Genomic DNA, 25,864 nt, shown 5'->3' with positions numbered 1-25,864 from the left:
AAAACGACCTTAGTTTCACTAGATAAAACGATTTCATCACCATAGAATGAACTTGTAAACGTTTATGAAATAATTTTAGGAGGAAGGTAAAAATGGATAATGTCTCATCAGCAAATACGAAATCTACATTGAGAGTAAAGGTTCAAAAAATGGGAGGATTTTTAAGTGCAATGGTCATGCCGAATATTGGTGTGTTTATTGCATGGGGACTTTTAGCAGCCTTTTTCATCCCAACTGGTTGGACACCTAATGAACAGTTAAATGAATTAGTTGGACCGATTCTACAATATTTAATGCCTATATTGATTGGTTATGTTGGCGGTTACAATGTTTACGGGAAACGTGGAGGTGCAATCGGAGCTTTATCTACAATGGGTGTGGTTATCGGGGCAGATATTACTATGCTGATTGGCGGTATGATTATGGGCCCATTGGGCGCGATTATTATTAAAAAAGTTGATGGCTTGTTCAAAGGACATGTGAAGCCTGGATTGGAAATGTTGGTTGACAACTTCTCATTAGGTATTGTTGGTTTCTTTATTGCTATCGCAGGATTCTTAGTTGTTGAACCGATTTTTGGTGTTGTTTTAACGATTCTATCAAATGGTGTTGCTTGGTTAACTGCACGAAATCTGATTCCGCTAACGAGTATCTTTGTTCAGCCAGCGCAGGTCATGTTCTTAAATAATGCGATTAATCATGGAATCATGATCCCGATTGGTTTAAATCAGGTGGCGGAAACCGGGAAGTCTCTTTTATTCCTAGTAGAAGCAAACGGAGGGACTTGGACAGGATTGCTAATTGCGTTCTCCTTATTTGGTAAAGGTATCGCCAAGAAATCTGCACCAGCCTCTACTTTGATCATGTTCTTGGGTGGGATTGGCGAAGTTGCTTTCCCGTACGCTATGATCAAACCGATTACGATATTGGGACCGATGTTAGGAAATATGGCAGCCTTGTTAGTTGCTCAATTATTTGGTGGAGGTACTGTTGGAGCGGTCTCTCCTGGTAGCTTCTTAGCGCTGCTAATGATGACGCCTCGAGGAACGTTTGTAGTAAATATTGCATGCTATATTATCGCGACGGCTGTTTCGTTCGCAGTGACCGCCTTCTTCTTGAAGATGGATAAGACGTCTGAGGAAGCTCCTGAAATCGAATTAGCGGCGGAAACTTCTTCAACCGTCATCAACTCAGCAACTCAAGCGGTAGTTGCAGAAACTCCGATAAAAGCGACAAAGAAAATTGAAAAGGTCATCATCGCTTGTGATGCTGGTATGGGATCAAGCGCAATGGGCGCGTCAATGCTCAGAAATAAAGCGAAAAAAGCGATGTTAAGCGACGTGACTGTACAGAATGTCTCGGTTGATAATATTCCAGATGAAGTTGACTTGATTATTACAAGTGAAAATCTGGTTGAACGGGTCAAAAGCTTATATCCAAACAAAGAGGTACCGATTCTTACGATCAAAAATTTCCTTGATAATGGTGAATACGAACGATTTATTCAATTCATTAAAGATAGTGAATAACGATTAAGAAAAGCAGCTCGATCTGGTAGCAATCACAAAGGGAAGGAAGTGGAAGGAATGTACATTTCAAGAAGGGTCAAACAGATTATTTTGTTATTGATTGATTCACGAGAAGCACTTTCTATCAAGGAGGTTGCGACCAGATTGAAGCTCAGCGAACGAACGGTTTATCGTGAAATGGAAGATGTGCGAAATCAAATTGAAAAGCAAGGGTTGGAATTAGCCAGCATTCCCAATAAAGGAATGATTATTGAAGGCAAACTTGAAAAAATCCAAAATTTCAAAGCAGCCCTTTCTTCAGAGGTAAAAGACAAAGATTATCGTGCAGAGGAGCGAATTGACCTTATCCTTCTATTCTTATTGATGGAGGATGACTATGTAAAATTACAGTCAATTTCATCTTTTTTAGAAGTTTCTTTATCAACGATCAAGAAAGATCAGGCGCAGGTTAAAGAGTATCTGAAAAAAGCTAATATTTCCTTAATTAGCAAGATGGGGGAAGGGATACAGGTAGAGGGCAGTTTGTATCAAAAGCACATCTGTTTGATGGATATTTTAACGAAGAACCTTGATATAACCATCTTATTTGCTTGGTTAAGAAAAATGAATTCGTATCCTTCGGTCTTTTTAAAGATGACAGAAGCAAAATATGGATCGATCTTCGAAGAGACATATCAAGTGATCGAAACGATGGCAATCGAACAGAGTGTTAAGGTCAGTGATGCTGAACGGATTGAATTTATTCTTTTAGTGGGGCTGTGGCGGCATGCTGTTACGAACAAAGAGGAATTGATTTTTAATGAATCGATCGGTGCACAGAATGCTTTGGTCGAAAAAATCCACCAAACGTTGAAACAGAGTGTTTCTAATGAAGTTGCAGATGATTATTCAAATTATCTTATGTGGATCATTCAAATTTATTTTGGTGAACGTGACGCAGAGAGTTCTGGAGTAAATAATATTTCGGATCTGCCTGAGAAGATTATTGAGTTGATCCAAGGAATTGAAAATCGTTTAGGTATTACTTTGGCAGATAATTCCGATTTGATTATTGGGTTGCAAAAGCATCTCTCTAAAGCTATCAATCGGGTAAATAGCGGGATTTCTATTCGGAATCCATTAGAAAATGAGATCAAACAAAATTATCATAGTTTGTATGTTATGGTGACGGAATCTTCTTCGGAGACATTTGGAAAAAATTTTTTCCCTGAAGATGAAATTGGGTATTTGGTTTTGTATTTTGCGGTTGCTTTAGATAAGCTAGTTCGAAAATCTTTTAGAGTTTTAGTCGTTTGTTCTAGTGGCATGGGATCTGCGAAAATGTTATCCAGTCGTTTAGAACGTGAGATTCCAGAGCTTTATGTCAAGAAAATTACGTCGTTGATTGAACTGGTGGATATTGATATACAAGAGTATGAACTAGTCCTATCTACAGTTCCATTGTTTTTGCAAGATAATGATTATATGCAAGTTTCTCCTTTACTCAACACAACTGAGATCGATATTATTCGACAAAAAATTGAGAACCATAAGTATCGCAGTTTGAATGTCTTGCAAAAGGAAAAGAAAGATCACTCATTGAATAACGGAAACTCAGTAGAGACACTATACAGTTTAAACGAATGCACTAATGTAGCAGTACGGTTATTAGATAATTTTAAGTTGTTGGACATGCTTGTAGAAAAGGAAAAGCTATCCGAAAAAATTATAGGCGTATTGCAGCAGGAAATAATATTAACAGAAGAAGAGATAGAGAATATTAAAATGGATTGGGAAGCGAATTATTATCAAGTTCCTAATCGTCAATACGCGATATTAAATTGTCCGTTGAGGGAAAAAGAAAAAACAGCTTTATTGGTACTTAATATTACACGAATAGGAAAGAATAATGAGGTTGACTTTAACGGAAAAGTTTTGGTGATTTGTCATTCTGGAAATGAAAATCAGAAGGTGACAGCCTTACTCAGTAATCTAATTATCTCTCTATCAACTGATGAAGAAACTGAACGGATACTAAATTCACATAATAAAAAAATGATTATTCAATTTATCGCGGACGAGTTAAAGAAAAATCTTACAGAATTAATTTAGGAGGGCAGATAGATGGATGTATTCAAAAAAGAAAATATCAAATTGAATCAACAGTATAGTAATAAAATCGATGCAATTGTTAGTGCCGGGACAGTGTTAGTTGAAAATGGATATGTTGACAATAGCTACATTAAAGATATGTTGAAGCGGGAAGAAGAGGTTTCCACTTACATTGGGAATAATGTAGCGATTCCTCATGGAATTGTAAAATCGATTGAAAAAATTCATGAGTCGGGAATTTCATTCTTACAAGTACCTGATGGTGTTCCTTTTGGAGATCAGACAGCCTACCTTGTGATCGGAATTGCCGGAAGAGACAATCAACATTTAGAAATTTTAGGGAAAATCGCAGAAGTATGCTCTGAAATGGAGAATATTGAGAAATTACGCCAAGCAAAATCTGAAGAAGAAGTCGTGTCGATATTCAAGGAGGTCATCTAAATGAAAACCGCTATTCACTTTGGTGCTGGAGCAATTGGTAGAGGATTATTGGGCGATTTGCTTTTTGAAAGTGGTTACCGCCTTGTGTTTGTGGATACCAATGATCAAGTGATTGATCAAATCAATGAAACAAACTCCTTTGACTTGATTGAAGTTGAACGTGGAGATAATAGAAAAACCATCACGAATGTTGTAGCGTATCATTCGATCAAACAGGAAAATGAAGTAGCAGAAGAAATCGCGAACGCTGAAATTCTAACTACTTCAGTCCGAGTTGAAAATCTGAAATGGATCGCTCCTGTGATCGCAAAAGGATTACTAAAACGTTCAGAAAAAAATATTGATCCTATAAATATCTTAGCTTTTGAAAATGCCTATAAAGCTTCTGATATTTTGAAAGAACTTATTATGGAAAAAAATGACGAGGTCACAGAGGAAGTACTGGATAAGACCGCTCGATTTGCCAATACGATCACCGATCGCGGTGTGATGCTGATTGAAGAAGACGGAAAAAGTGTAATTCAAGTCGGGGCTGATTTTGAAGCGGCGATTGAACAGACGGCATTATTCGATCCTGAATCAAAACCGATCAAAGATGCGTCATACACCCAGAATATTGACTTGGTCATTGACCGCAAATTATTCATTATCAATGGCGGACACTGTTATTGCGGATACTTATCAAATATCAAGAATTATACTGAGATCCAGCAGGGATTCGCTGATGAAGAAATTTACACCAGTGTAAGAGATGAAATGCGGGAAGTAGCAGCATTACTTAGTAAAAAATACGATATTGCGTTTGAAGACTTGGCGGATTATGTTGAGTTCGCACTTAATCGTTACGTTCAAGCAAAATATGTAGACATGGTCACACGAGTAAGCCGTAACCCAATCAGAAAACTTGGAGCAAAAGACAGATTAGTTAGTCCAGGACTTCAAGCGGAAGCAATGGGTGTACCTTATACCAATATTGCCAAAGCAATTGCCGCACCTTTCTTTTTCGACAATAAAGAAGATGAAGAGTCACAAACAATTCAAAGCTTTATTAAGGCAAATGGAATTGAAAAAGCCATTACTGAGTATACGACGATTCAATCAAATACAGGATTGTACGATGCAGTACTAAAACATATCAATGAGTTTAAAGAAGGAGCAAACTAAAAATGAAATTACAATTAGCCTTAGATGAAATGGAACTACAAGAAGCTTTAGCTTTTGCCAAAGAGGTAGAAGAATATGTAGATATCTTTGAAATCGGTACGCCATTCTGCTTGCGTGCAGGTGTAGATGCGATTAAAGCCTTCCGAAAAGCATTTCCAGCCAAAGAAATCCTAGCAGATTACAAAATCATGGATGCAGGTGATTATGAAGCGGAAATGGCATATGAAGCCGGAGCGGATTACTGTGTAGTATTAGGTGTTACCGACTTGCTGACTATCAAGGGATGCGATGAAGCAGCGAAGCGAATGGGGAAATTGTCAGCAGTTGATTTGATCTGTGTCGATGATTTAGAAAAACGTGTACCGCAATTAGAAGAAATCGGTGTTGATGTGTTAGCCGTTCATACTGGTGCGGATCTGCAGCATGCAGGACGTACACCGCTAGGAGATTTGAAAGAAGTAAAACGCCTAGCCAAGAAATCAAAAATTTCAGTGGCTGGCGGGATCAATAGCAAAACGATTGCTGATTACGTGGAAGTAGGACCGGATATCGTGATCGTTGGTTCGGCGATTTGCAACAATGATAATCCAAAAGAAGAAGCTCGCTTGATCAAAGCAGCGTTGAAATAGGAGGAGATATTCGTGGAAGTATGTGGGAACTTACTATCAATCATTGAAGAGTTGGCTCAAGACGCAAAACAGGTTGATCAAGAGCAATTGAATCAGGTAGAAAAACTAATTTTAGATGCAAAACGTGTATTCATAGTAGGGGCAGGTCGTTCAGGCTTTGCGGCAAGAGCATTTTCCAATCGCTTAATGCATCTGGGTTTTGACTCACGATTTGTTGGGGAACCAACAACACCTTCGATTCGTAAAGGTGATCTTTTGATTATTGGATCTGGTTCGGGAAAAACAGAGAGCTTAGTGACGATGGCTAAAAAAGCGAAAAGTGAGGAAGCAAAATTGGCGACAATTACCATCAGCCCAGAGGGAGAAATCGGTTCTATGGCGGATGCGTATATCCAGATCCCAGGTATTTCTTCTCGAGGGCCGGTAGTAGAAAAAGCACCATCTATTCAACCCAATGGCTCTTCTTTTGAGCAGCTAGCATGGTTAGTATATGACAGTATGGTCATTGACTTGAAAAAACAAACAAACCAGGAACAAGGCGACATGGATCATCGTCATGCAAATATGGAATGACCATGAGTTAGAATGTGAAAAAAGTAACAGATATCGATAATTTAAAGGAGAGTCTTAAAATGACAAATCGGGTAGTGTTGAATGAAACCTCTTATTTTGGAAAAGGCGCGATTCAAAAGATTGCTGATGAAGTAAAAACAAGAAAGTTTAAAAAGGCTTTAGTAGTAACAGATAAGGCACTAATCGAACATCAAGTAGCGACTAAGGTCATAGATGTTTTAGATAACGCTAGCTTATCCTACGAGGTTTTTGATGAAATCGAACCAAATCCAAGTATGGAGGTTGTATTCAAAGGAATCGCAGCGTTCAAACAGTCTGGTGCAGACTACTTATTGGCAGTTGGTGGTGGTTCTTCGATTGATACGGCAAAAGCAATTGGAATCGTGACAAATAATCCAGATCATGCCGATCTTCGCAGTTTAGAAGGAGAACCTGGCACAGAAAATCCTTCTGTCCCTATTTTAGCGGTTACAACAACATCTGGTACGGCAGCAGAGGTAACGATCAATTATGTTATTACAGACAAAGAGAATAACCGGAAATTTGCTTGTGTCGATCCCCATGATATCCCTGTTGTGGCTTTTGTTGACAGTGACTTAATGATGGGAATGCCTGCTTCATTAGCAGCAGCTACAGGTATGGATGCGATGACGCATGCGATTGAGGGGTATATTACCAAAGGTGCGTGGGAATTGACTGATATGCTGCACATTAAGGCGATCGAAATTATTGGACGTTCTTTAAGAGCCTCAGTCAAAAATGACCAAAAAGCTCGTGAAGAAATGGCTCTGGGACAATATGTCGCTGGAATGGGCTTCTCAAATGCGGGGCTGGGCTTAGTACATGGGATGGCTCACCCACTATCTGCGTGGTATGATATTCCTCACGGAGTTGCCTGTGCGGCATTATTACCTAATGTGATGGACTACAACAAGGATGCTGCTGGAGAAAAGTATCGCGAAATCGCACGTGTGTTAGGCGTCGAAAATGTAGACGCTATGTTACCAGAGGAAGCCGCAGAGCTTGCTGTAGCCGCCGTTCGTCAATTAAGTAAAGACGTAGGCATTCCAGAACACTTAGTAGAGTTAGGTGTTAAGGAAGAAGATCTTCCGAAAATTGCAGAGGATGCATTCAAAGATGTCAATACTTCTGGAAATCCTAAAGAAACTGATGTACAAGAGATTATTGAACTATATAGAAGTTGCATGTAATAGTTGGACCTCTCAGGATAACTTTCACAAAGTTGCTTGAGGGTATAAATAGAATATGATAGCCGAATGGCCATATATCTATCAATGTGAACCGACCTCAAAAAGTTAGAATTTTTTCGGAGTAGAGAAATCTACTCCGTTTTTATGTGTAAAAAAAACTATTTTTTGTTTTAATCGATGATGAAGTCTTTAGCAACAAGAGATGAAAAGATTTGAATCTAGCTCTTTTGATGAGTAGGAAGAAAAAGGTCTCTCTGGATCATTTCTGTCCAAAGAGACTGACATAGCGTCGAATAAGGTAATCAAAAAAGAAGGTTAGAGGATAGGTGCCTATTTGCACATAATTTTGACTAGTGACTTGGATCGTCTGGGTAAATAAATTCGTTAATGTATTTTTGGTGTTTTGAGTAATAAAAATGGAACTAGCTGGACTAGTATTGATCATGCGAGTCAATTCTGGATCTTTCGTCAGCAAGGTTCCATAGGATGAGATAAGAATAATCAATGCATCTGGGTTTAAATCAGTGATCAGTTCTTTTTGTAGGGGTTCTGTTTCACCTAGATATAGAATTTTCCCACTGGAAAGAAAGGACATCTGAACTTCTTTTGCGATTTCTAAAGTAGCACCATACCCCATCAAAACCACTTCAGAAGCGTCATTGATTTTTTTGAGAAGCTGATCAATCTCAGGAATATCAATTGTTTTCAGAACATCTTGGATTGAAGTGATAATTTCAGCACTATAATTTTCCAAGTATTCTTTTGGGTCGTTCTGGAGTAGTTGATACTCTTGTTCGTTCATACGTAAGCCATTATAAGGCGGCATTCCGACCAAATTCTGAGTTCATTAAAGTAAGCGAAGCCGAAATGGCGGCTGAAACGAGTCAGTGTTGCCGGAGAAACATAGCATTTCTCAGCAATTTCAGAAATGGTCAACGATTGGACATCTGTTGAATGTGTGAGCAAAAAAATGATGATCTTAGAGTAACTGGTTTCTTTTCCATTGACATTTAAATAGGTTAAAAAATCTAAGAGGTTTGGCAAGGTTAGACACGCTCCAATCAAATCGAATCGTTCATTTTCATAAATGTGAAAATGAGTTATGAAGAATGAAAATGGTACTAAAAACATGAAATTCTACTTGACCTTTCTTATGATAAGATGAAGGAAATCAAGCATGTCAATTATACAATAGACTTGAAGGAAAAAGGAAGGATGAAGAGCATGAGTGGATTTCCGAAGGATTTTTTATGGGGCGGCGCAACTGCAGCCAATCAATTTGAAGGAGCTTTTTTAGAAGATGGAAAAGGCTGGTCGACTGCTGATACTGCTCGTTACATTAAAGAAAACGGGACGGATATGCATAGCATCACGAAACCAATGACGACTGCTGATGTAAAGGAAGCGATGGAGGATAAGGAAGGTGTCTACCCTAAGCGCCATGGGATTGACTTCTATCATCGCTACAAAGAAGATATCGCTTTATTTGCGGAGATGGGTTTTAAAACTTTCCGACTGTCAATTTCATGGCCGCGGATTTTTCCGAATGGCGACGAAAGCGAACCGAATGAAGCGGGTTTGGCTTTTTATGATGCCGTTTTTGATGAACTGCTGAAATATGACATCGAGCCCTTAGTAACAATCTCTCATTATGAATTTCCACTGGGTTTGGCGTTCAAGCAAAACGGTTGGGAGTCTCGCAAGACGATCGCAGCATTTGAAAAATACGCACGAGTACTTTTTGAGCGCTATAAAGATAAAGTTAAGTATTGGTTGACATTCAATGAAATAAATATCATTGGTATGACTGGTTATTTAAGCGGAGGGATATTAGCAGATAAAACGGACAATATGTTGCAGTCGCAATTTCAGGCAGCTCATCATCAGTTTGTTGCCAGTGCACTGGCTGTGAAGGCTTGTCATGAAATCATTCCAGATGCTAAGATCGGTTGTATGCTCGCTCGGATGGAGGCTTATCCTGATACGTGTAATCCGCTAGATGTGATGGAAGGCATCTACGGAGATCATACGAATCTGTTCTATTCAGATGTGCAGATTCGCGGGTATTATCCAAGCTATATGAATAAGTTTTTCCGTGATAACAAGATTACGATCAAAAAAGAATCCGGCGATGATGCGATTCTACGAGAGGGGACGGTTGATTATATGTCCTTCAGTTATTACATGAGTAGCATTGCGACTTACGAAAAAGATGGGGAGGAAGTAGGCGGAAATCTGCTGGGATCTAAGAAAAATCCGTACCTAAAAGCGAGTGATTGGGGCTGGCAAATCGATCCTATTGGTCTGCGTATTACGATGCATAAGCTGTATGACCGTTATCAAATCCCATTGTTCATTGTTGAAAATGGTCTAGGAGCAAAAGACGTAGTAGAAGAAGATGGTGCTATCCATGATCCTTATCGTATCGATTATTTGCGGGATCATATTAAGGAAATGGAACAGGCCATCGATGAGGGTGTTGAGCTAATGGGCTATACGCCATGGGGATGTATCGATTTGGTCAGTGCAAGTACGAGTCAAATGTCTAAACGTTACGGCTTTATCTATGTTGATCTGGATGATGAAGGGAAAGGAACGTTGAAACGTTCGAAAAAGGATTCATTTGATTGGTTTAAAAACGTGATTGCTACGAACGGGTCGGATTTGGCTTAAGTTGTAGGAAGAGCAAGTAATGAAGTAGTGGAGAACTATTTTTCTCTGGCCTTGAATAAAAAAGCGATGAAATGAATAGTAACCTTCTCAAGTCAAACGGTCGAGACTTGAGAAGGTTTTACTATTTAGTATTCTCAAATCGAAATCAATGATCGATTAGCAACGAGCAATTGGGTACCTTCATAGCCTCGATGGTATAATGAAAGAAATTCTTTTTTTAGGAGGCTCACTAATATGATGACACCGTATATTTTATTTGATAGACAATGTGAAGAAGCGATGCTGTTTTATGAACAAGTTTTCTCTGGCCAAAATAAGAAAATTCTGAAATACAATGAATATGTTCCAGATGGTGTGGAGGAAGATGTAAGTAATTATGTTCTTCACGGAGACATGGAACTGTTTGGGACACAGGTTACCTTTGCGGATGAATTCTCTGAACCGGTCGTTGTTGGAAATAATGTTCATTTGACAATAAATCCTGATGGCGTTGATGAAGCAACGAAGATGTATGATCAGCTAAAAGAAGAGGGCTCAATATTGCTTCCTCCGACAAAAACTTTTTACAGTCCGTTACACACGTCAGTCAAAGACAAGTACGGAATCGTCTGGAATATTATTGTAGTGAATATAGATGGAGAAAATTGATGGAAATCTCTGGTGAAAGCCCAAAGCAAAAAGTAATCTACATTTTGCCGTCAACAATTGTCAGCAGCCCTATGAGTCGTATGTCTGCCTCTCTCAGTATCGCCAACCAATCGCGAATATGCAGGTATGCTTTGGAGAGAATTATCAAGTGAAAGCTTCTTTCGTTGATAACATCAAGATTTTTGAAGAAGATACGATCTATTTACTTCCTGAACAGCTGCGCCATGTAGTAGATGCAGAAAAAATTCCGAAAGTGCTTCGAGTTCCTTCGAGTATTTTTTCAGACAAGGTACTGGATGATATCCGCAGAAAAGTAGTCATTATGCAAATACAAAACCCAATCTGATCGTAAGAAGTTTGAGTGATTCTCGGACTTCTTTTTTGTAGAGAAGAAAAGGACTTCTTAACTCAGCAGCTAAAAAATTTTTTCATTTTTATGCTTGCTCCTAAAGTTAACTTTAGGTTTATTATGGCAGTAGAGCATGAGCTGAATACAAACGAAGTTAGGAAAATAACGGATAGAATCATAGCGCAGGTGCGCTTTGCTTGTGATATGGCAAGTAAATGATTGATTCGTACATGAGGAGAGAATTGGATGGAGAAACCATTTATCGTATGTCATATGATGACTTCTATTGATGGAAGAATTGATTGCACGATGACAGGAAAACTAAATGGGGTAGAGGACTACTCGAATACTTTAAAAGCATTAGAAACACCTACCACCGTTAGTGGTAGAGTAACAGCAGAGTTAGAAATTGCTTTACCGGGGAAATTTGAAGTGAAGAATTTTAAGGCAAAAGGAGAGGAAGCTTTTTCCAAGAAAATAGCTAAAAATGGCTATGAGGTGATCGTAGATACTCATGGAGTTCTTCTTTGGCCTGACGCTTCTGAAATGGAAAAACCGTACTTAATCATCACCAGTGAACAGGTTTCTACAGAATATTTGGCGTATCTTGATTCCAAAAATATATCATGGATTGTTTGTGGAGAAGAGCGAATTAATCTTAAACGAGCGGTTGAAATACTTTCAGAAGAATTTCACGTACAGCGTATGGCTGTTGTTGGCGGTCCAGCAATCAACACCGCTTTTTTGGAAGCAGACCTTTTGGATGAAATCAGCCTTTTGATTGGTGCTGGAATTGATGGTCGAGTGGGATTTCCGACTGTATTTGATGGCTTACCGGTGGAACATAAGGTGATTGATTTGGAGCTTAAAGATGTTATTAAGTATGAAAGCGGGGCAGTACTGCTGAGCTATCAGGTTTAGGATTGATTACTATGCAGATAGAAAATATGGCAGATTAGTGATTGTCGTTGCAAATACAAAAACCAATCTGATCGTAAAAAAAGAGAAGTTCGAAAATCATTCGAACTTCTCTTTTGTGCGTTAGAAAAAGTATTATTTCTCAATGATGAGCGACTGTGCGCCCTTTTTAATCATCTCACCCAGCAGTTTCTTCGTCTTCTCAAGCGAAATCTCTGCCATTTTTTGATTGGCAACCTCCAAATATGACTGGATATTTCTCACATTTTCCATCGAATGTTGATCGGTTATCTGTTGAATCTTTAGATAGTCAATCATTGATTCTGCTAGAAAATCATCTCTGAGATTCTCATAAAAATGAAAATTTGAATCCCCGATAAGAGCGGCTGTTTTACTCAACCAATAAATATCGTCTGGTTGAAATGTGGAGTGAATGTCCCGATAAATGGAAGGCGTTCCAGTAATGTTTGTATAGAATGGAACGAGCGAATTGAATGTGTTTGGTCCATATGCTAACCAATGGATCGCCGCGATCTCCTTTGGAACATGCGAGCGAATCTGAAGGATATGAGTTTCTTCATTACGATTTAGTGCGATCGCACGGTAACGAGTTTTATCAGCATCAGAACCATCACCATAAGGATCGTAAGGTGTATTTTGATAATGTGAGCTGAGCGCCCATTGGATATCTTCGATCGATAGCTTTTGATCGGGATAAACAAGAAACGGCAACTCTTGATCCTCAGGCTGACTTCCGCTGTCTTTACAAAAAGCTTTTTGAATATACCATGCTCTTGGATTGTTGTAATGCCCATCCTTATTAGTTGAAGTTCCAAAGATATGACGTAAATTTTGTTCGTCACGATCAGGATTCAACTGATAATTTTCAATCAATTCTGGTAAATCGGCAGAGTATAAGGTATCAGCAGATTCAAAATCAAAATGGTCAATGTTAAAGCGATTTGGAGCAATTACGAACGCATCATCAGGAATTTTTACTGCAGCCCAATGATGCCCACCAATCGTTTCCAAGTACCAGATCTCTTTATCATCAGAAAAAGCAATGCCATTCGTTTCAAATGTCCCATAAGCTTCGATTAATTCGCCAAGCCGCAAAACCCCAGCTTTTGCAGAATGGATATAAGGCAGTACGATCGTAACAAAATCCGCCTCACCGATGCCATCTTCTACAAGAGGATCAATGGCCAATATACGAGAATTGTTGGTGATTGTTTCGCAGGCCGTCATTGCCACATTTTGACTGTTGATCCCGGCGCCTGCCCAGATACCAAAACGCTTCTCTAAGTCAGGCGTGGAGGTGTAGTCTAAAGGATTATCCGGCAGATCAAGTTCGAACTTAGTGATCGAAGAGCGGTATTTTTGCGGTTGATCTTTTGATTGAATGACAACAAAATGAGAAGGATTTGGTTTTTGTCCACCGTCCTCAATTCGAGCAATCATGGTAGAGCCGTCAAGGGATGCTTTTTTACCGACTAATAGGGTCGTGCACGAACTGTTTTCTTTTTTCATGTGTTTCTCCTTTGAAGGTGATTTCCTTGATTATACACAAAAAGATCTTATTCGCTGAATTGTAATATTAATCGCAACAAAGAACCCATCAAAAATTTCTAGTAAAATGAGTTTAGGATAACAAACTACTAGGAGTGATTTTGATGGGTTCACACAAAAAGCTTACACGAGATAATCGAAAATGTATAGAGACGATGATTTATGATGCCAAGAGTATTCAAGAAATAGCGGACAGAATTGGTGTTAGCCGAACAACGATTGATCGTGAGTTGAAACGAGTACCCGAAGATTTGATCTATAATGCCGACAATGCGCAATTAGATGCGGAAATGAAGCGCAGTGCCTGTGGTGCGAAGTCCAAATGGACTTCTGAATTCGCTTATCAGATTGAATGTGATCTTGAAGACAGCTGGTCCCCTGAACAAATTGCGAATGATCGTCAAATAGTTTCATTCAAAACCATTTACAATTGGCTCTATGCCGGTATTCTTAATGTGTCTAAACAGTGTCTGAGACATAAAGGCAGAAGACAAGAAAAACAAGAAGAGGCACGAGGCAAAATGACTGTAGGGCATACCATTGATGAACGCCCAGCTTCTGTGTCAACTCGAGAAGAATTTGGACATTGGGAGTTGGACACAGTTGTTTCTAGCAGAGGGGAAAGCAAAGCCTGCGAAGCAACGTTTATTGAACGGAAAACACGCTTTTATTGGGCGATCTCAATGAGGGATCGTACCGCGAAGTCAATGGCACAAGCGATTAAAGCTTTTGTGCAAGACCTAGGGAGTCACAAGGCATTTTTAAGCTTTACGGTCGACCGTGGGAAAGAGTTTTCTTGCTGGAAAGAAATTGAGAAAGATTTAGACGTACCTATGTATTTTTGTGATCCATACTCCCCATGGCAACGCGGATCTAACGAAAATGGGAATGGTTTATTTAGAGAATTCTTCCCTAAGGGAACTGATTTTTCAAAGGTACCCCCTACGGAGAAACAGGAAGCATTACGCAAGATAAATATGCGTCCTAAAAAAACATTGAACTGGAAAAATTGTTGGGAAGTCTTTCAAGAAGAAATGTTGCAATTAATTTGACAATTCAGCATTCGGAAGATTTCTTTTTAATTTGCTGAATTAAGTAAAGCAGTAAGTCGATTTATTTCGATTTTTGATGCTTGTTTTGCTCCTAGCGTAAATAAAACTATATTTCCTTATTGACATAAAAGGAAAACCTGCTAAACTTGGTTTATGGATAATTAATCCATAATTGATAAAAACGGAGGATAATTGTTTATGGAGAAGCTGAAAGTTGCGGTTATTGGTGTCGGGATTTATGGGATTCATCATGTGGATGTGTATAAACAGAATCCATTTGTAGAGTTGACAGCTGTCTGTGATTTTAATGTGGATATTCGAAAAATGGCGGAGGAAAAGTATGGAGTAAAAACGTATGAGACGGTAGAGGAGTTATTAGCTAACGAAAAATTGGATGCGGTTTCAATCGCTACGCCTGATCATCTGCATGTGGAACCTGCACTTGCTTGTATCAATCATGGCATTAATCTGTTGATTGAAAAGCCGTTAGCGATAACGGTAGCTGATTGTACAGCGATTATGGATGCAGCTAAAGAAAAGAATGTTCGAGTAGCAGTTGATTTTCATAAACGTTGGGATCCAGCAGCAATCTATACGTTCAATCAATTGAATGAGTCTGAAAATGGCTATCCGATTCGTGGTTATATGAACATGGATGATATGATTGACGTTCCGACTAAATGGTTCAAGTGGGGAAATGCTTCTGATCCAGTTGATTTTTTAGGTGTTCATTGTGTTGATTTGATGCGCTGGTACATGGGCTGTGAGGTTACAGAAGTTTATTCCGTTGGCTCAAAGAAACTCTTGCGTAGTATGGGTGTCGATACGTATGATAGCATTCAATCTATGATTACTTTTGAAAACGATTGCACTTGGATGCTAGAAAATTCTTGGGTTCTGCCTTCAGGGTTTGCGAAAGCGAATGATAGTCGGACTTCAATTTTGACATCAGAAAAATACATTCGTATCAACAATCAGGATCGTGGTGTTGAGATGATCGACAATGAAAAATCACATACACCGAATGTCTTTTTCTTCAATGATTTCAAAAATAAAGTCGTTGGTTTTGGTGCAGATCCAATTAATAGCTTTATTGACAGTTTGATCGATGGTTCTGATTTTGTTGCGGATGTTTATGATGGGCTGCAGGCAGCGAGAGTTACCGAAGCGATTCATAAGAGTTTAGAGACAGGTGACAGAGTGAAACTTTAGCCAAAAAAGAAGAAGGAGAGAGGAAAGATGGCAAAGCAAAAGATTGTCAGAGTGGATTATCGATTGATCCATGGACAAGTAGTCGCAAAGTGGATCAAATATTATCCAGTGAACCGAATCATTGTAGCTGATGACGAGCTGAAAAACGACGAGTTTATGTGCGACATTTACAAGATGGCAGCTCCAGGAAATGAAGTGGAGATCGTCACTTTAGCAGAATTGAAGGAAACATTGGATAAGAAAAACGATGATGTCATGCTTATTTTCAGAGATATAAAAAATGCGAAGCAAGCGCTAGAAGAGGGTGTGGAGTTAGTCGAACTGAATGTTGGTGCCGTTCAAACAGGAAAGGAGCGCCATTTTGTGACTTCGGGCGTCGCTTTATCTCGAGAAGAATTTGATTGTTTACAGGGATTACAAAAAAATGGATTAAAAGTGTATATTCAACCGATTCCAGAAAATGAAAAATTATCGTTAGAGAGTATTGCGAATAAAATCAAGTAGATAGGAGGAAATACTATGGATAATAGTGTATTGATGGCTATTGCAATGGCATTGGTTTATTGGCTAAGCCGCGGAATGATCGGGGGATATTTCGCGCTGTTTTTCATCGGTAATCCGATTTTTATTGGGATCATTTCGGGACTGATTTATGGGGATGTCAAGTCAGGACTCATGATTGGTGGGGGAATTGCTGCCGTCTTTGCAGGAATTATTGCACCCGGCGGCAATTTACCGACGGATCAGGGGATGGCTGCTGCAACTATGATACCAATCGCTCTTAATACAGGTTTGTCTGTGGAACAGGCGATCGCATTTGCTGTTCCACTAGGTTTGCTGGGCGCGCAATTATTGAATTTACGTAAAATTATCAACGTTCCTTTGGTTCATAAAGCGGATGAATATGCCGAAAAAGTGGACACTAAGGGAATCGCTCGAGCAGCTATCTGGTATCCTGTCGCGACTTCGTTCTTATTATTGTTTTTACCTGTGTTTATCGTCGTGCTATTTGGACAGGATGTTATGCTGAATCTTTTGAAAATTGTTCCTGAATGGATCATGCATGGCCTAGAGGTTGCCGGCGGAGTGTTACCGGCAGTAGGGTTTGCACTGATCATTAATTCGATCGGAAAACCACGGCTGATTCCATATATCATTATCGGATTTGTTTGTGTTTCTGTATTAGGGATGAATTCTTTGGTAACGGGGATCATAGCGATCTCTATTGCCTTTATTACCGTGTTTAATCGTAAGCAGCTGTCTGAGCTAATAGGAGGGTAAAGTAAATGGAAAAGAATGAAAAGAAACTGACCCGTTCTGATATCAATAAAACGATGTTCAGGTGGTATTTTTCGACTGAAATATCCCTAAACTATGAAAGAATGCAGTCAATTTCCTTCACCTATGCGTTAATGCCAGTATTACAAAAACTATACGATACTAAAGACGACTTAAAACAAGCTTTACAACGGCATTTAGCTCTATACAATACGAATTGTACTGCCGGCGGATTGATCTTAGGAACGGTTCTCGCGATGGAAGAAGAAAAAGCCAATGAAGGGACCATTTCAGATAAAGCGATTATTGGAATAAAAACTGGTTTGATGGGACCTGTAGCAGCCTTTGGCGATTCATTTAGTGCGGGGACACTGCAAACATTGTGTATTCTAGCAGCCAGTACTTTAGCTGCAGGAGGTTCGTACGTTGGACTATTGATGCTGTTTTTAGGGAATTTCATTTTGATGTGCGAACTTGTTTTGACCACCAATTTAACCTATGTCAAGGGCCGGGAAGCGATCAAGGATGTTTTATCTTCTCGTTTAATGACAGATGTGTTAGAAGGCGCGAATATCCTCGGGATGATGATGATGGGTGCGTTGACCGCGTCCATGGTAACTTTAGTTACACCTTTGGCGGTCACTTTTGGTGAAACAAAAATGAAGATCCAAGACAATTTTGATAACTTGATTCCAGGACTTTTTGCCATCCTTGTGTTGTTCCTATTTTACTTTTTGATTGGAAAGAAAAAAATCAGTATTTCTAAAGTTATTTTCGGGACCATTATCGTGTCGATCGCACTATCATTCTTTGGAATCGTATAGAGAAAGGAACGTAAAGTTTATGAAGGGAATTTTACTAGTCAGTCATGGAGGATTGGCAGAAGGTATGAGAGAGTCACTTGAACTATTTTCGGGAAAGCTGGAGCAATTGGCTGTTCTATCTTTATCGGCTGGGCAGGATATTTCAGATTTTAATGAACAGTTAGTTCAAAAAATCGATTCTATCAATTCAGGAGACGGTGTCGTTGTCTTTTGTGATCTTGCATTTGGAACGCCGGCAAATGTTGTTGCTCGTTTGCTGACAAATGTTGAATATAAGGATAAACTTCAAATTGTCACAGGAATGAACCTACCAATGGTTCTAGAGTATAGTCAATTAAGAACGGAAACAATTGATTTTAATGATATGATTAAGGTAGGGAAAGATGGTATCATAAATTTGAACGAAACACTGAATCTGTGATGGAAATCTAACTGTTAAAGGAACGAACTTGATGAATGCTGTTGATATGATAAACGAACATTATGACCAATTAACTAAATCTGAACGGAAAGTGGCGGACTATATTGTCTCAAATAAAGACAAGGTCATCCACAATACCATAAGCGACTTGAAGCAACTATTAAATGTAGGCGATGCCACGATCAATCGGCTTTGTAAAAAGGTGGGTTTTTCTGGTTTTACCGATCTAAAAATCTCGATCGCCAAAAATAATGTAAAGCTGGAGCATGACAGCTTTAATAATACTGATTTACTGAATAAAATTAAAGAGACATTGGATCGAACTCATGAGCTGATCGACAAAAATGATTATCGTAAAGTCGTCCGTTTGATCGAAGAAAAACGCCACATCTATATCTTAGGCAAAGGTCAAAGCGGTTTGGCAGCGACAGATTTAGAGAAATTACTCTTAAGAAACGGCGTACAATCAACAGCGCTGTTAGACTCCGACTTTCAAATTAATGCTGCGGCAGTCATGACGGCAGATGATTTGCTTATTGTTTTTTCTTTAACCGGCAGAACCGCTGATCTCATTGATACGATCAGTATTGCTAAAGAGAACAATGTAACGGTTATTGGAATAACGAACTATCTACTTTCTCCAATCGCGAAATTAAGCGATGTAGTAATCCAAAGCTCTTATGATGAGTTATTTAGTTCTCCAGTGCCCGGTCGAATGAGTCAAATGTATATTTCAGGGCTGATCGTTGATATCTATGAAAATGAAAAGCATGCTTCGACTAGCTTGGAAATAAGGGAAAAGACGTTAAAAACTATTATTCGTCGACGAGTAGAAGAGTAGGGCAAAGCTATAAGGAAATGAAGGATCGGAGACTTATCCGATCCTTTTTGCTTTATACTATTACTAACTAAGTTAACGATGGGGGGGGCAGATGAATGGATAAGAAAGCCATCATAAATAAAAGTATCGATTATATTTTAGATCACTTCGCTGAACCGATCTCGATTGAGGATGTAGCGAAACACCTGTCTTTTTCAAAGTATTATTTTTGTCGAATGTTCAAAGAGGTGACCGGAGAAAGTGTTTATTCCTTCATCAAACGCTTACGAGTTGAACAAAGTGCGATTGATTTGAAGCTTCAAAAGGATAGGCAAATCACGGATATTGGATTGGATTATGGCTATAGCGCTTCTAATTACAGCTCCATTTTCAAGGATTACTATCAACGCTCACCTAGCGACTATCGGAAATCGTTGGAGGCGACCGTAATTTCAAATCCATTTTATCCTGATAAACAGGAAGTATTGGATACCTTTGAAGCCTATCAATCGAAGGTAGAAGTAACAGAATTGACGTATCTGCACGTCATTTATGAAAGAACCCTAGGAAATTATCATGATTTGAAGAATTGCTGGACCACACTTGTAGAGAAGAGTGCCTACTATGACGACACAGCGATCATGATAGAAAAATTCTACAATGACCCAGCAGTAGCGACACGAGAAAATAGTATTTGTGATCTGTGTTTTACGATTACTGAACCATTAGTGGATGAAAATACGATGATCATTTCTGGCGGAAAGTATGCAGTATATCCTTATCAGGGAACGATTGATGGGCTCTTTCGAGTGCTACAGGGCCTTTTCAGAATTTGGTTGCCAGAAAGCGGCTATTACATGAGAGAAAAATATGGATTAACGATTTATCGAGCTATTGATTGGGAAAATGAGTATGTACAGCTGGATATGTGCATCCCAATTCAATAGAGCAAGAATTCAGAAGTCGACATGAAGATTCTTTTCTACAATGAGGTTATCTAAATCAGATAATTTTGCTGTAGAGAAGATTTTTTTATTCGAGGAGTGAGACTATGGAAATGGTGATACCACCTTACACTGAGCGTTAATATTACAGGTTAAGGGAGAAATGGAGTGAAAGAGGAGACAAGTAATGCCAAAAATGAAGTCCCATAGCGGATTAAGGAAACGGGTAAAACAAACAAGAAGTGGCAAAGTAAAGCGAAATAAAAAAGGCAGTGCCAGCTCCGCATATGTGGCTCAAGCAGATATACCTGCTGTAAAAAAAGGTCTTTTAAAATAGTAGAAAAAAACTCAGCCACGCAAACAAGAAATCCGAGGAAAATCGTACTACGATTTTCCTCGGATTTCTTGTTTGCGTTCTTTGTCATCTTAATGTTGGGTAATCCGCAGCCTCAGTATTTGATGTTATATAGTTGAAATAGCAAGACGATTTGTTCCAACTATCAATATTTTAAATTAAATATTTTTTAGTTTTATTTGCGGTAAATAACATTTTTAATTATTAATAACTTTTTAGCTAGTGTAAACTATAATTAGAGTTGGAAAAGTAATCAAAATTGGAAGGTTGGGAGAATACAAGATGAAAGTTGTGGATAGTTGGGATGTTGTTGAAGACGAAGAATTCTCACTTACCGCTGGAAATGAAGATAAAGCGGAAAGAGTGATGGTTTCTGGCGTCAAAAAGACTGATATTGAGAACTTCGATATTGTAAAGAAAGCAATGAAAGAGGATATGATATCTGATGATGAATTCCAAATAGAAGAAACAATCAAGGAAGAACCCTATCAAACGACCCACTATACAGGTGAACTATACAGCTTTATAGGAAATACCGAAGGAGTAAAGGCAGAAGTTCGTTTTTATTATTTAGAAACGGAGACAGAGTATGTTGTTCTTAATTTCATCGGACTACCTTCATTCTTTGAAAAAAATGGGGATATAGTCACTGAGATGTTAAATTCATTTGTGGTTGGATAAAGATATGCACGTATGATGTTCTAATATTCCATAAACTTGCGTTTGAATCATCGAATGATCAATTTAAGATATTCGGAATGTGATGAAAGGTTCTTAACACATTGAAGCCCAATACTCTAAAATTTTTTATTAGGAGTATTGGGTTTTCTAGTATTGTATTTAACTGAGGGAAAGAGAGGAAAAAAATATGGTTAGTCATTTTTCGACAATAGGGTTACCAATCAATTCTAATGAGGAGTTTATGGCGTATGCCCGATTAGTTCATGAATCAGGAGAAAGAATTAAGGCTGGTGAAAATGCTTATTTAAAATTGGAACTAGGAGAAGGGGTTGAGCTGTGGGGGCAAGTGAACGAGGCGAATGAAATGATTGGTTTGAATCCTCATTTTAAAGGAATGGCTGTTTCAACTGTCCGCTTAACAGAAAAGGTTGAGAACCCTGCAGCGACAGTTTTAGATGGACAAGTTTATTCTGAAGCAGATCCAGGAGATCCAGAAGAATTTGCTTATCCTTTTGTCTTTGATTTGCCAGATATGTCTCTCCATGAATTACATTTTCCTGTAATTAAGGAGGTACAACTTGCAGCTTTTGCACATGAGTTGAACATCTATGCCAATGAAAATGTTTATAAACAAGTACAAGAAAATGAAGGGGGAAATTTTGCAACTGAATTTTTTATTCCTTCGGGATTATTTAGTGAAGAAGAAAGCGAGTCTCTACCAGAATCCACTGCGATTTTTGGCGGACGAGTACAGACGGTTAAGAAAATAAGAAACCCTCATACTGGTGAAAGTTTCTATTATGCTGAGGTCAAGACGTTGGGCGGAGTGTTTGATGTGGTTGTTGATCCAGAGCTGGTAACGGAAGAAATCACGGAAGATAGTATTATTTCGGGCTCGTTTTGGTTAACGGGTAGAATAGTGAATGAGTGACGAGAATAACTGTTTTTTTGATAGAAAATAAGGGTATCCTTTGAATCAAATAGAGCAACTGTTAGTTTTTTTGTATTCAGAAAACAGCACAGTTGCAGCTGACGATCAATAGCGTATAGCTATTTTCGATTCAAATGATCGGGCTAAAGAATCTCGGTATTACTGTCGGGATTTTCTTTTAAGAGTTGTTGCAATCATTGGAACCTCTGTGAATGCCTATGTTAGGGGAATGCGATGACTTCTAATGATGCTGCTTTACAGACGGATGATCCTTTTGCAATCTTTCTCCCTTATTTCATTCTCTTCAATGTGATTGTAGTATTAGTTTTACCGATTTTAGAAGAACTTGCTTTTCATAGGATTTTCACAGATATTTGGTTTAAACCTGATCGAAAATGGTTGTTTGCGGTTATTACACTGATCCTTTTTTCGTTGGTATATGGATTTGACAATTTTATTGCGTTTTTGATGTATTTGATTATGGGGATGATTCTGTTTTATGCATACTACCGGATAAAAAATATCAAAGATGCAATTCTTGTACACGTATTGAATAATACACCTAGTATGGTTGTTTCTTTTGTTTCATATGTATTGCTCTATATAAATTAATTTAGACTAGTTTTCCGAGATATTAAAATCAATTGTAGTTAGATAAGATAAATGCGTGTGAGACCCGAGCTAGAATTATCATTGGAAATCTGAAGATATAGGGCTATCGAGGAGGGGTATAAATGAAAAAAAGGTTAGTCATTTTTCTAATTTTATTTGCTAGTTTAAGTGGTTGCAGAACGAAAAATTCACCTGAACCAACAATTAAAACGCATGTAGACCAGAGTAGCGGACTTTTGGATTACATCACAGGAGAAGCGCAGTCTGATATAAAAGCAGTCATTTCTATGAGAGAGGATGGGTTTCGGGATTCAGTTTCGATTGATGGTAAAAAATTCGATCTCGGCATTCCTGCATCGATCACTGACCAAAAGCTAAGACTCAATGTTCTTTTAAAAAATGGAAAAAGATCAAAATTTGAAATAAAACTACCGAAGAGAACAGTGATTGATTCATACGATAATTTTGCTGATCGAATGAATAAGACCCTGAATGACCTAGATGAAGACGTCGAAACTGAATTTCCTGTCCCTATGGATAGCGGTATTTTTATCGCTGATGATAAAAATGATGCTCAAACTTGGATACATATTCGGAACAGAAAATTAGTTGGCTTAAGCATGATCGCCGAAGAAGGGGCAGATAAAGAACTAGCAGCGATCATTGTTTCTTTTTTAATAAATTATGAGGTTGATAACGACAAAGTATATACAGCTTATAATGATTTTTATGAATCCGGGGACAAAACTACGGTCACTTCAGATGGTTATCAATTTACATTTGCGGTTAGTGATAACAGAATATATATAGATATAATCAAGGTTGCGGATTAATTTTACTGGATCAACCAACCAATACCCAAGATCTACAAGCCCCTCTGAAACTTCTACTAGCACTATCTATCCAATTCTTTCAATCTTATGTTATCTCTTTCACATTTTAGAGGGAAGAAATAATAGCTAACATTAGTTATTAATCAAAGAGCAATTTTGTTCAATTTAGTATTACATATTTGTTTTGTCATGCTTTATTGCTGATGGATTTCTTTTATAGTCTTTCTTTCAGTCTTCATATCTGTTATTTTGAATATAGATAAAGGTGCTTTCTGTTTGTTTTCAAACTGTTTTTTAGTAAAAGCGGCAAGTGAGAATGTAAAAACGGAAATCTGCAAAATCATAGGTGTCAGATAGTCTTTAGAGTAAGTCGAAAGATATTGATTAAAAACTAAATAACTTTCAATCAGCAGTCAGGAAAAAGGTGAGAGTCCTTTACAGTCCCTTTCTACTGTAATGCATGAAGCAAAGTCAGACACTGGCGTTGATTGATTCGAACAAGCAATATCAGGGGCGTTTGTTTTAATTTTTTTAGGACACCCATTGATTTTGGGTGTCTTTTTAGTTAATAAAGTTAAAGGGGATAGGATAATGAAGAAAAGAGATTTGGTTTTTGCGGTACTAATCAGTTTAGTATTACTTAGTGGATGCACATCAAAAGAGGCGGATTCTACAGACAATTCCTCAGCTGAAGCAAAAGTATCCAGCAGTGAAAAAATGGAGAAAAAAGCAAGTATTACTTTGTTAGATGGAGAGAATGAGCTATCTAAAGAAGAGGTTTCGTTTAAAGATGGTCAAAAATTATTTGATGTACTAAAGGAAAATTATGAACTTGAGGATAAAGATGGCATGATTACATCGATTGATGGACATGCACAGGATGCGAAGAACAATAAATATTGGGTGTTTACCATCAATGATGAGGAAGTAAATTCTGGAGCGAAGGATGTTGTGCTGAAAAATAATGATCGCGTGGTGTTCAAACTTGAACAATTCTAGCCGTACGATTTATTCGGTTTTTTCATTAGGGGTAAAGGAGTTAAGCCTTTTATCAATGTTTGTAGCATTATGTGTGGTTAGTCGAACCTCCTTTCAATTTATTGTGAATGTCCAGCCAGTTACAGCAATCCTATTGATCATTACGATTTATTGGGGTGTTTATCAAGGGATGATTGTTGGGCTGCTTTCGATTCTCATCACGAATTTTTACATGGGGATGGGTGTCTGGACGATTGCACAAATCGCGACCTATTTTTTAATTATCTTGTTGACTGGGATGTTGAAAAGGATTCCTGCATTTAAGCGCAGTATTCTAATACAAGCGGTTTATGCTGGAATCACAGGATTGTTGTTTGGATTATTCATTTCTGCGGTTCAAGCACCTTTTTTGGGAATCTCAGCGTTTCTGCCATATTATTTGGCCGGGGTTCCAGTGGATGTGATGCATGCTTTTGGCAATGTTGTCTTCTACTTATTGTTAACGCCTGTTTTGCGAAAATTGTTAACCCAAACGATCCAGAGATGGCATCGGGCAAGTCATAAAGAATGACAAAAAATTTAGTGGGATGAAAAGACGATTTACAAATATTCTTCCTTTTGGATGAATTATTATGAATCAGTTTTTAAGTTATGCGAATCCACTTTTTTCATGTTCCTTGAATGGTAAAATTGAGTCAGTCTAGAACGTTCAGGATAATGGTGAAAAGGTGGGAAACGATGATAGGAAGTATAGCAGGGTTATTAACAACAATTGCCTTTGTACCTCAAGTAATTAAAATATTAAAAACAAAGGATACTCGGTCAATTGCTTTTGAAACATGTCTTTTACAAGTTGTTGGTGTCTTTTTGTGGATTATTCATGGGTTAGTACAGTCGGATTTTGCGATTATCATGGCTAATGGGGTTACCTTATGTTTGACTAGTATTATTTTAGTCTGCAAGCTTATTTCTAGAAAGCGCGAGGCGGAAGTCCGAACAAATGCTTTGAAAGAGAAGTAACTGTTTAAATTAACGGTATAATGTTTAGCCTTTTTATAATAAAAATTTCAATTAACTATACCAAGCCCCCTTCGATTACAAGATCGAAGGGGGCTTCTTGGTATTATG

The 25,864-nt window shown here is 38.3% G+C and carries 31 protein-coding genes; 27 read left to right on the top strand and 4 right to left on the bottom strand.

Features of this window, described 5'->3' with window-relative positions; translation table 11 throughout:
- Positions 1-92: 92 nt before the first annotated feature.
- Genes IGI38_RS14735 through fucO form a run of 7 tightly spaced genes read left to right on the top strand, consistent with a single transcriptional unit; the run spans position 93 to position 7,638 of the window.
- The gene (locus tag IGI38_RS14735) at positions 93-1,529 is read left to right on the top strand and encodes a PTS transporter subunit EIIC (protein ID WP_438731988.1); all 1,437 of its coding nucleotides are present in this window, start codon (positions 93-95) and stop codon (positions 1,527-1,529) included.
- A 48-nt stretch (positions 1,530-1,577) separates the two neighbouring features.
- The gene (locus IGI38_RS14730) at positions 1,578-3,620 is read left to right on the top strand and encodes a BglG family transcription antiterminator (protein ID WP_438731986.1); all 2,043 of its coding nucleotides are present in this window, start codon (positions 1,578-1,580) and stop codon (positions 3,618-3,620) included.
- Positions 3,621-3,632: 12 nt separating this feature from the next.
- Positions 3,633-4,061 (top strand): PTS sugar transporter subunit IIA, encoded by a 429-nt coding sequence (locus tag IGI38_RS14725; protein WP_438731985.1) that lies wholly within the window; start codon positions 3,633-3,635, stop codon positions 4,059-4,061.
- Positions 4,062-5,225 carry a mannitol dehydrogenase gene (locus tag IGI38_RS14720; RefSeq protein WP_438731983.1) on the top strand — a complete coding sequence of 388 codons (1,164 nt, stop codon included), beginning with the start codon at positions 4,062-4,064 and terminating at the stop codon, positions 5,223-5,225.
- Positions 5,226-5,227: 2 nt separating this feature from the next.
- Positions 5,228-5,854, top strand: a complete 627-nt coding sequence (gene hxlA, locus IGI38_RS14715) for a 3-hexulose-6-phosphate synthase (protein WP_438731982.1) — start codon at positions 5,228-5,230, stop codon at positions 5,852-5,854.
- A 12-nt stretch (positions 5,855-5,866) separates the two neighbouring features.
- Positions 5,867-6,427 (top strand): 6-phospho-3-hexuloisomerase, encoded by a 561-nt coding sequence (gene hxlB / locus IGI38_RS14710; protein ID WP_438731980.1) that lies wholly within the window; start codon positions 5,867-5,869, stop codon positions 6,425-6,427.
- A gap of 59 nt (positions 6,428-6,486) precedes the next feature.
- Positions 6,487-7,638: a lactaldehyde reductase gene (gene fucO / locus IGI38_RS14705; protein WP_438731978.1), complete on the top strand. Its 1,152-nt coding sequence runs from the start codon at positions 6,487-6,489 to the stop codon at positions 7,636-7,638.
- A gap of 259 nt (positions 7,639-7,897) precedes the next feature.
- On the opposite strand, the gene IGI38_RS14700 is transcribed toward fucO, so the two are convergent.
- Positions 7,898-8,440, bottom strand: coding sequence for an SIS domain-containing protein (locus tag IGI38_RS14700; protein ID WP_438731976.1), 543 nt, complete (start codon positions 8,438-8,440; stop codon positions 7,898-7,900).
- Entirely contained in the window at positions 8,437-8,769 is a 333-nt protein-coding gene (locus IGI38_RS14695; RefSeq protein ID WP_438731974.1) for a hypothetical protein, read from the bottom strand. The genes IGI38_RS14700 and IGI38_RS14695 overlap by 4 nt, the downstream gene beginning before the upstream one ends.
- Positions 8,770-8,862: 93 nt before the next feature.
- On the opposite strand from IGI38_RS14695, the gene IGI38_RS14690 reads away from it, so the two are divergent.
- The 4 genes from IGI38_RS14690 (at position 8,863) to IGI38_RS14675 (ending at position 12,229) form a co-directional block, all read left to right on the top strand.
- Positions 8,863-10,311: a glycoside hydrolase family 1 protein gene (locus IGI38_RS14690; RefSeq protein ID WP_438731972.1), complete on the top strand. Its 1,449-nt coding sequence runs from the start codon at positions 8,863-8,865 to the stop codon at positions 10,309-10,311.
- Positions 10,312-10,545: 234 nt separating this feature from the next.
- Positions 10,546-10,959, top strand: coding sequence for a VOC family protein (locus tag IGI38_RS14685; RefSeq protein WP_438731970.1), 414 nt, complete (start codon positions 10,546-10,548; stop codon positions 10,957-10,959).
- Between the two features lie 148 nt (positions 10,960-11,107).
- Positions 11,108-11,305 (top strand): hypothetical protein, encoded by a 198-nt coding sequence (locus IGI38_RS14680; protein ID WP_438731968.1) that lies wholly within the window; start codon positions 11,108-11,110, stop codon positions 11,303-11,305.
- Positions 11,306-11,554: 249 nt separating this feature from the next.
- Positions 11,555-12,229, top strand: a complete 675-nt coding sequence (locus IGI38_RS14675) for a RibD family protein (protein WP_438731966.1) — start codon at positions 11,555-11,557, stop codon at positions 12,227-12,229.
- 132 nt (positions 12,230-12,361) lie between these two features.
- On the opposite strand, the gene IGI38_RS14670 is transcribed toward IGI38_RS14675, so the two are convergent.
- Entirely contained in the window at positions 12,362-13,756 is a 1,395-nt protein-coding gene (locus IGI38_RS14670) for a C69 family dipeptidase (RefSeq protein WP_438731965.1), read from the bottom strand.
- A gap of 143 nt (positions 13,757-13,899) precedes the next feature.
- Here IGI38_RS14670 and IGI38_RS14665 point away from each other — a divergent pair, with 143 nt between their 5' ends.
- The 13 genes from IGI38_RS14665 (at position 13,900) to IGI38_RS14605 (ending at position 23,758) form a co-directional block, all read left to right on the top strand.
- Complete coding sequence (locus IGI38_RS14665) at positions 13,900-14,847, top strand: IS30 family transposase (RefSeq protein ID WP_438725454.1); 948 nt, start codon at positions 13,900-13,902, stop codon at positions 14,845-14,847.
- Between the two features lie 198 nt (positions 14,848-15,045).
- Positions 15,046-16,059: a Gfo/Idh/MocA family protein gene (locus tag IGI38_RS14660; RefSeq protein ID WP_438731963.1), complete on the top strand. Its 1,014-nt coding sequence runs from the start codon at positions 15,046-15,048 to the stop codon at positions 16,057-16,059.
- A 27-nt stretch (positions 16,060-16,086) separates the two neighbouring features.
- Positions 16,087-16,563, top strand: coding sequence for a PTS sugar transporter subunit IIB (locus IGI38_RS14655; protein ID WP_438731961.1), 477 nt, complete (start codon positions 16,087-16,089; stop codon positions 16,561-16,563).
- 15 nt (positions 16,564-16,578) lie between these two features.
- The gene (locus IGI38_RS14650) at positions 16,579-17,340 is read left to right on the top strand and encodes a PTS mannose/fructose/sorbose/N-acetylgalactosamine transporter subunit IIC (RefSeq protein WP_438731959.1); all 762 of its coding nucleotides are present in this window, start codon (positions 16,579-16,581) and stop codon (positions 17,338-17,340) included.
- Between the two features lie 5 nt (positions 17,341-17,345).
- Positions 17,346-18,161: a PTS system mannose/fructose/sorbose family transporter subunit IID gene (locus tag IGI38_RS14645; RefSeq protein WP_438731957.1), complete on the top strand. Its 816-nt coding sequence runs from the start codon at positions 17,346-17,348 to the stop codon at positions 18,159-18,161.
- A gap of 19 nt (positions 18,162-18,180) precedes the next feature.
- Complete coding sequence (locus IGI38_RS14640; protein WP_438731955.1) at positions 18,181-18,582, top strand: PTS sugar transporter subunit IIA; 402 nt, start codon at positions 18,181-18,183, stop codon at positions 18,580-18,582.
- 31 nt (positions 18,583-18,613) lie between these two features.
- The gene (locus IGI38_RS14635; protein WP_438731953.1) at positions 18,614-19,423 is read left to right on the top strand and encodes a MurR/RpiR family transcriptional regulator; all 810 of its coding nucleotides are present in this window, start codon (positions 18,614-18,616) and stop codon (positions 19,421-19,423) included.
- 95 nt (positions 19,424-19,518) lie between these two features.
- The gene (locus IGI38_RS14630) at positions 19,519-20,349 is read left to right on the top strand and encodes an AraC family transcriptional regulator (RefSeq protein ID WP_438731951.1); all 831 of its coding nucleotides are present in this window, start codon (positions 19,519-19,521) and stop codon (positions 20,347-20,349) included.
- Between the two features lie 184 nt (positions 20,350-20,533).
- Positions 20,534-20,683 (top strand): 50S ribosomal protein L35, encoded by a 150-nt coding sequence (locus IGI38_RS14625; protein ID WP_438731949.1) that lies wholly within the window; start codon positions 20,534-20,536, stop codon positions 20,681-20,683.
- 300 nt (positions 20,684-20,983) lie between these two features.
- Positions 20,984-21,382, top strand: a complete 399-nt coding sequence (locus tag IGI38_RS14620) for a hypothetical protein (RefSeq protein ID WP_438731947.1) — start codon at positions 20,984-20,986, stop codon at positions 21,380-21,382.
- A gap of 187 nt (positions 21,383-21,569) precedes the next feature.
- Entirely contained in the window at positions 21,570-22,313 is a 744-nt protein-coding gene (locus IGI38_RS14615) for a hypothetical protein (protein ID WP_438731945.1), read from the top strand.
- Positions 22,314-22,547: 234 nt separating this feature from the next.
- Positions 22,548-22,925 (top strand): lysostaphin resistance A-like protein, encoded by a 378-nt coding sequence (locus IGI38_RS14610; protein ID WP_438731943.1) that lies wholly within the window; start codon positions 22,548-22,550, stop codon positions 22,923-22,925.
- A gap of 122 nt (positions 22,926-23,047) precedes the next feature.
- Complete coding sequence (locus IGI38_RS14605; protein WP_438731940.1) at positions 23,048-23,758, top strand: hypothetical protein; 711 nt, start codon at positions 23,048-23,050, stop codon at positions 23,756-23,758.
- A 194-nt stretch (positions 23,759-23,952) separates the two neighbouring features.
- Here IGI38_RS14605 and IGI38_RS14600 read toward each other — a convergent pair whose 3' ends face one another.
- Positions 23,953-24,102 (bottom strand): hypothetical protein, encoded by a 150-nt coding sequence (locus IGI38_RS14600; RefSeq protein WP_438731937.1) that lies wholly within the window; start codon positions 24,100-24,102, stop codon positions 23,953-23,955.
- 247 nt (positions 24,103-24,349) lie between these two features.
- On the opposite strand from IGI38_RS14600, the gene IGI38_RS14595 reads away from it, so the two are divergent.
- The 3 genes from IGI38_RS14595 to IGI38_RS14585 all read left to right on the top strand — a co-directional run bounded on the left by IGI38_RS14595 (position 24,350) and on the right by IGI38_RS14585 (position 25,756).
- The gene (locus tag IGI38_RS14595; RefSeq protein WP_438731934.1) at positions 24,350-24,757 is read left to right on the top strand and encodes a DUF4430 domain-containing protein; all 408 of its coding nucleotides are present in this window, start codon (positions 24,350-24,352) and stop codon (positions 24,755-24,757) included.
- Positions 24,723-25,307, top strand: a complete 585-nt coding sequence (locus IGI38_RS14590) for an ECF transporter S component (RefSeq protein WP_438731931.1) — start codon at positions 24,723-24,725, stop codon at positions 25,305-25,307. The genes IGI38_RS14595 and IGI38_RS14590 overlap by 35 nt, the downstream gene beginning before the upstream one ends.
- A gap of 167 nt (positions 25,308-25,474) precedes the next feature.
- Positions 25,475-25,756 carry a SemiSWEET transporter gene (locus IGI38_RS14585; RefSeq protein ID WP_438731928.1) on the top strand — a complete coding sequence of 94 codons (282 nt, stop codon included), beginning with the start codon at positions 25,475-25,477 and terminating at the stop codon, positions 25,754-25,756.
- The last annotated feature ends 108 nt before the right edge of the window (positions 25,757-25,864 follow it).

The sequence above is a fragment of the Enterococcus sp. AZ128 genome, from assembly GCF_051714485.1.
Lineage (GTDB): Bacteria > Bacillota > Bacilli > Lactobacillales > Enterococcaceae > Enterococcus_A.
This window is presented reverse-complemented; position numbering and strand designations above follow the sequence as displayed.

Bases quoted from the DNA above. Each gene is read 5' to 3' on its own strand.
- IGI38_RS14735 (WP_438731988.1), top strand. From the start codon at position 93: ATGGATAATGTCTCATCAGCAAATACGAAATCTACATTGAGAGTAAAG.
- IGI38_RS14725 (WP_438731985.1), top strand. From the start codon at position 3,633: ATGGATGTATTCAAAAAAGAAAATATCAAATTGAATCAACAGTATAGT.
- IGI38_RS14720 (WP_438731983.1), top strand. From the start codon at position 4,062: ATGAAAACCGCTATTCACTTTGGTGCTGGAGCAATTGGTAGAGGATTA.
- hxlA (WP_438731982.1), top strand. From the start codon at position 5,228: ATGAAATTACAATTAGCCTTAGATGAAATGGAACTACAAGAAGCTTTA.
- fucO (WP_438731978.1), top strand. From the start codon at position 6,487: ATGACAAATCGGGTAGTGTTGAATGAAACCTCTTATTTTGGAAAAGGC.
- IGI38_RS14700 (WP_438731976.1), bottom strand. From the start codon at position 8,440: ATGAACGAACAAGAGTATCAACTACTCCAGAACGACCCAAAAGAATAC.
- IGI38_RS14695 (WP_438731974.1), bottom strand. From the start codon at position 8,769: ATGTTTTTAGTACCATTTTCATTCTTCATAACTCATTTTCACATTTAT.
- IGI38_RS14690 (WP_438731972.1), top strand. From the start codon at position 8,863: ATGAGTGGATTTCCGAAGGATTTTTTATGGGGCGGCGCAACTGCAGCC.
- IGI38_RS14685 (WP_438731970.1), top strand. From the start codon at position 10,546: ATGATGACACCGTATATTTTATTTGATAGACAATGTGAAGAAGCGATG.
- IGI38_RS14675 (WP_438731966.1), top strand. From the start codon at position 11,555: ATGGAGAAACCATTTATCGTATGTCATATGATGACTTCTATTGATGGA.
- IGI38_RS14670 (WP_438731965.1), bottom strand. From the start codon at position 13,756: ATGAAAAAAGAAAACAGTTCGTGCACGACCCTATTAGTCGGTAAAAAA.
- IGI38_RS14665 (WP_438725454.1), top strand. From the start codon at position 13,900: ATGGGTTCACACAAAAAGCTTACACGAGATAATCGAAAATGTATAGAG.
- IGI38_RS14660 (WP_438731963.1), top strand. From the start codon at position 15,046: ATGGAGAAGCTGAAAGTTGCGGTTATTGGTGTCGGGATTTATGGGATT.
- IGI38_RS14655 (WP_438731961.1), top strand. From the start codon at position 16,087: ATGGCAAAGCAAAAGATTGTCAGAGTGGATTATCGATTGATCCATGGA.
- IGI38_RS14650 (WP_438731959.1), top strand. From the start codon at position 16,579: ATGGATAATAGTGTATTGATGGCTATTGCAATGGCATTGGTTTATTGG.
- IGI38_RS14645 (WP_438731957.1), top strand. From the start codon at position 17,346: ATGGAAAAGAATGAAAAGAAACTGACCCGTTCTGATATCAATAAAACG.
- IGI38_RS14640 (WP_438731955.1), top strand. From the start codon at position 18,181: ATGAAGGGAATTTTACTAGTCAGTCATGGAGGATTGGCAGAAGGTATG.
- IGI38_RS14635 (WP_438731953.1), top strand. From the start codon at position 18,614: ATGAATGCTGTTGATATGATAAACGAACATTATGACCAATTAACTAAA.
- IGI38_RS14630 (WP_438731951.1), top strand. From the start codon at position 19,519: ATGGATAAGAAAGCCATCATAAATAAAAGTATCGATTATATTTTAGAT.
- IGI38_RS14625 (WP_438731949.1), top strand. From the start codon at position 20,534: ATGCCAAAAATGAAGTCCCATAGCGGATTAAGGAAACGGGTAAAACAA.
- IGI38_RS14620 (WP_438731947.1), top strand. From the start codon at position 20,984: ATGAAAGTTGTGGATAGTTGGGATGTTGTTGAAGACGAAGAATTCTCA.
- IGI38_RS14615 (WP_438731945.1), top strand. From the start codon at position 21,570: ATGGTTAGTCATTTTTCGACAATAGGGTTACCAATCAATTCTAATGAG.
- IGI38_RS14610 (WP_438731943.1), top strand. From the start codon at position 22,548: ATGACTTCTAATGATGCTGCTTTACAGACGGATGATCCTTTTGCAATC.
- IGI38_RS14605 (WP_438731940.1), top strand. From the start codon at position 23,048: ATGAAAAAAAGGTTAGTCATTTTTCTAATTTTATTTGCTAGTTTAAGT.
- IGI38_RS14600 (WP_438731937.1), bottom strand. From the start codon at position 24,102: ATGATTTTGCAGATTTCCGTTTTTACATTCTCACTTGCCGCTTTTACT.
- IGI38_RS14595 (WP_438731934.1), top strand. From the start codon at position 24,350: ATGAAGAAAAGAGATTTGGTTTTTGCGGTACTAATCAGTTTAGTATTA.
- IGI38_RS14590 (WP_438731931.1), top strand. From the start codon at position 24,723: ATGATCGCGTGGTGTTCAAACTTGAACAATTCTAGCCGTACGATTTAT.
- IGI38_RS14585 (WP_438731928.1), top strand. From the start codon at position 25,475: ATGATAGGAAGTATAGCAGGGTTATTAACAACAATTGCCTTTGTACCT.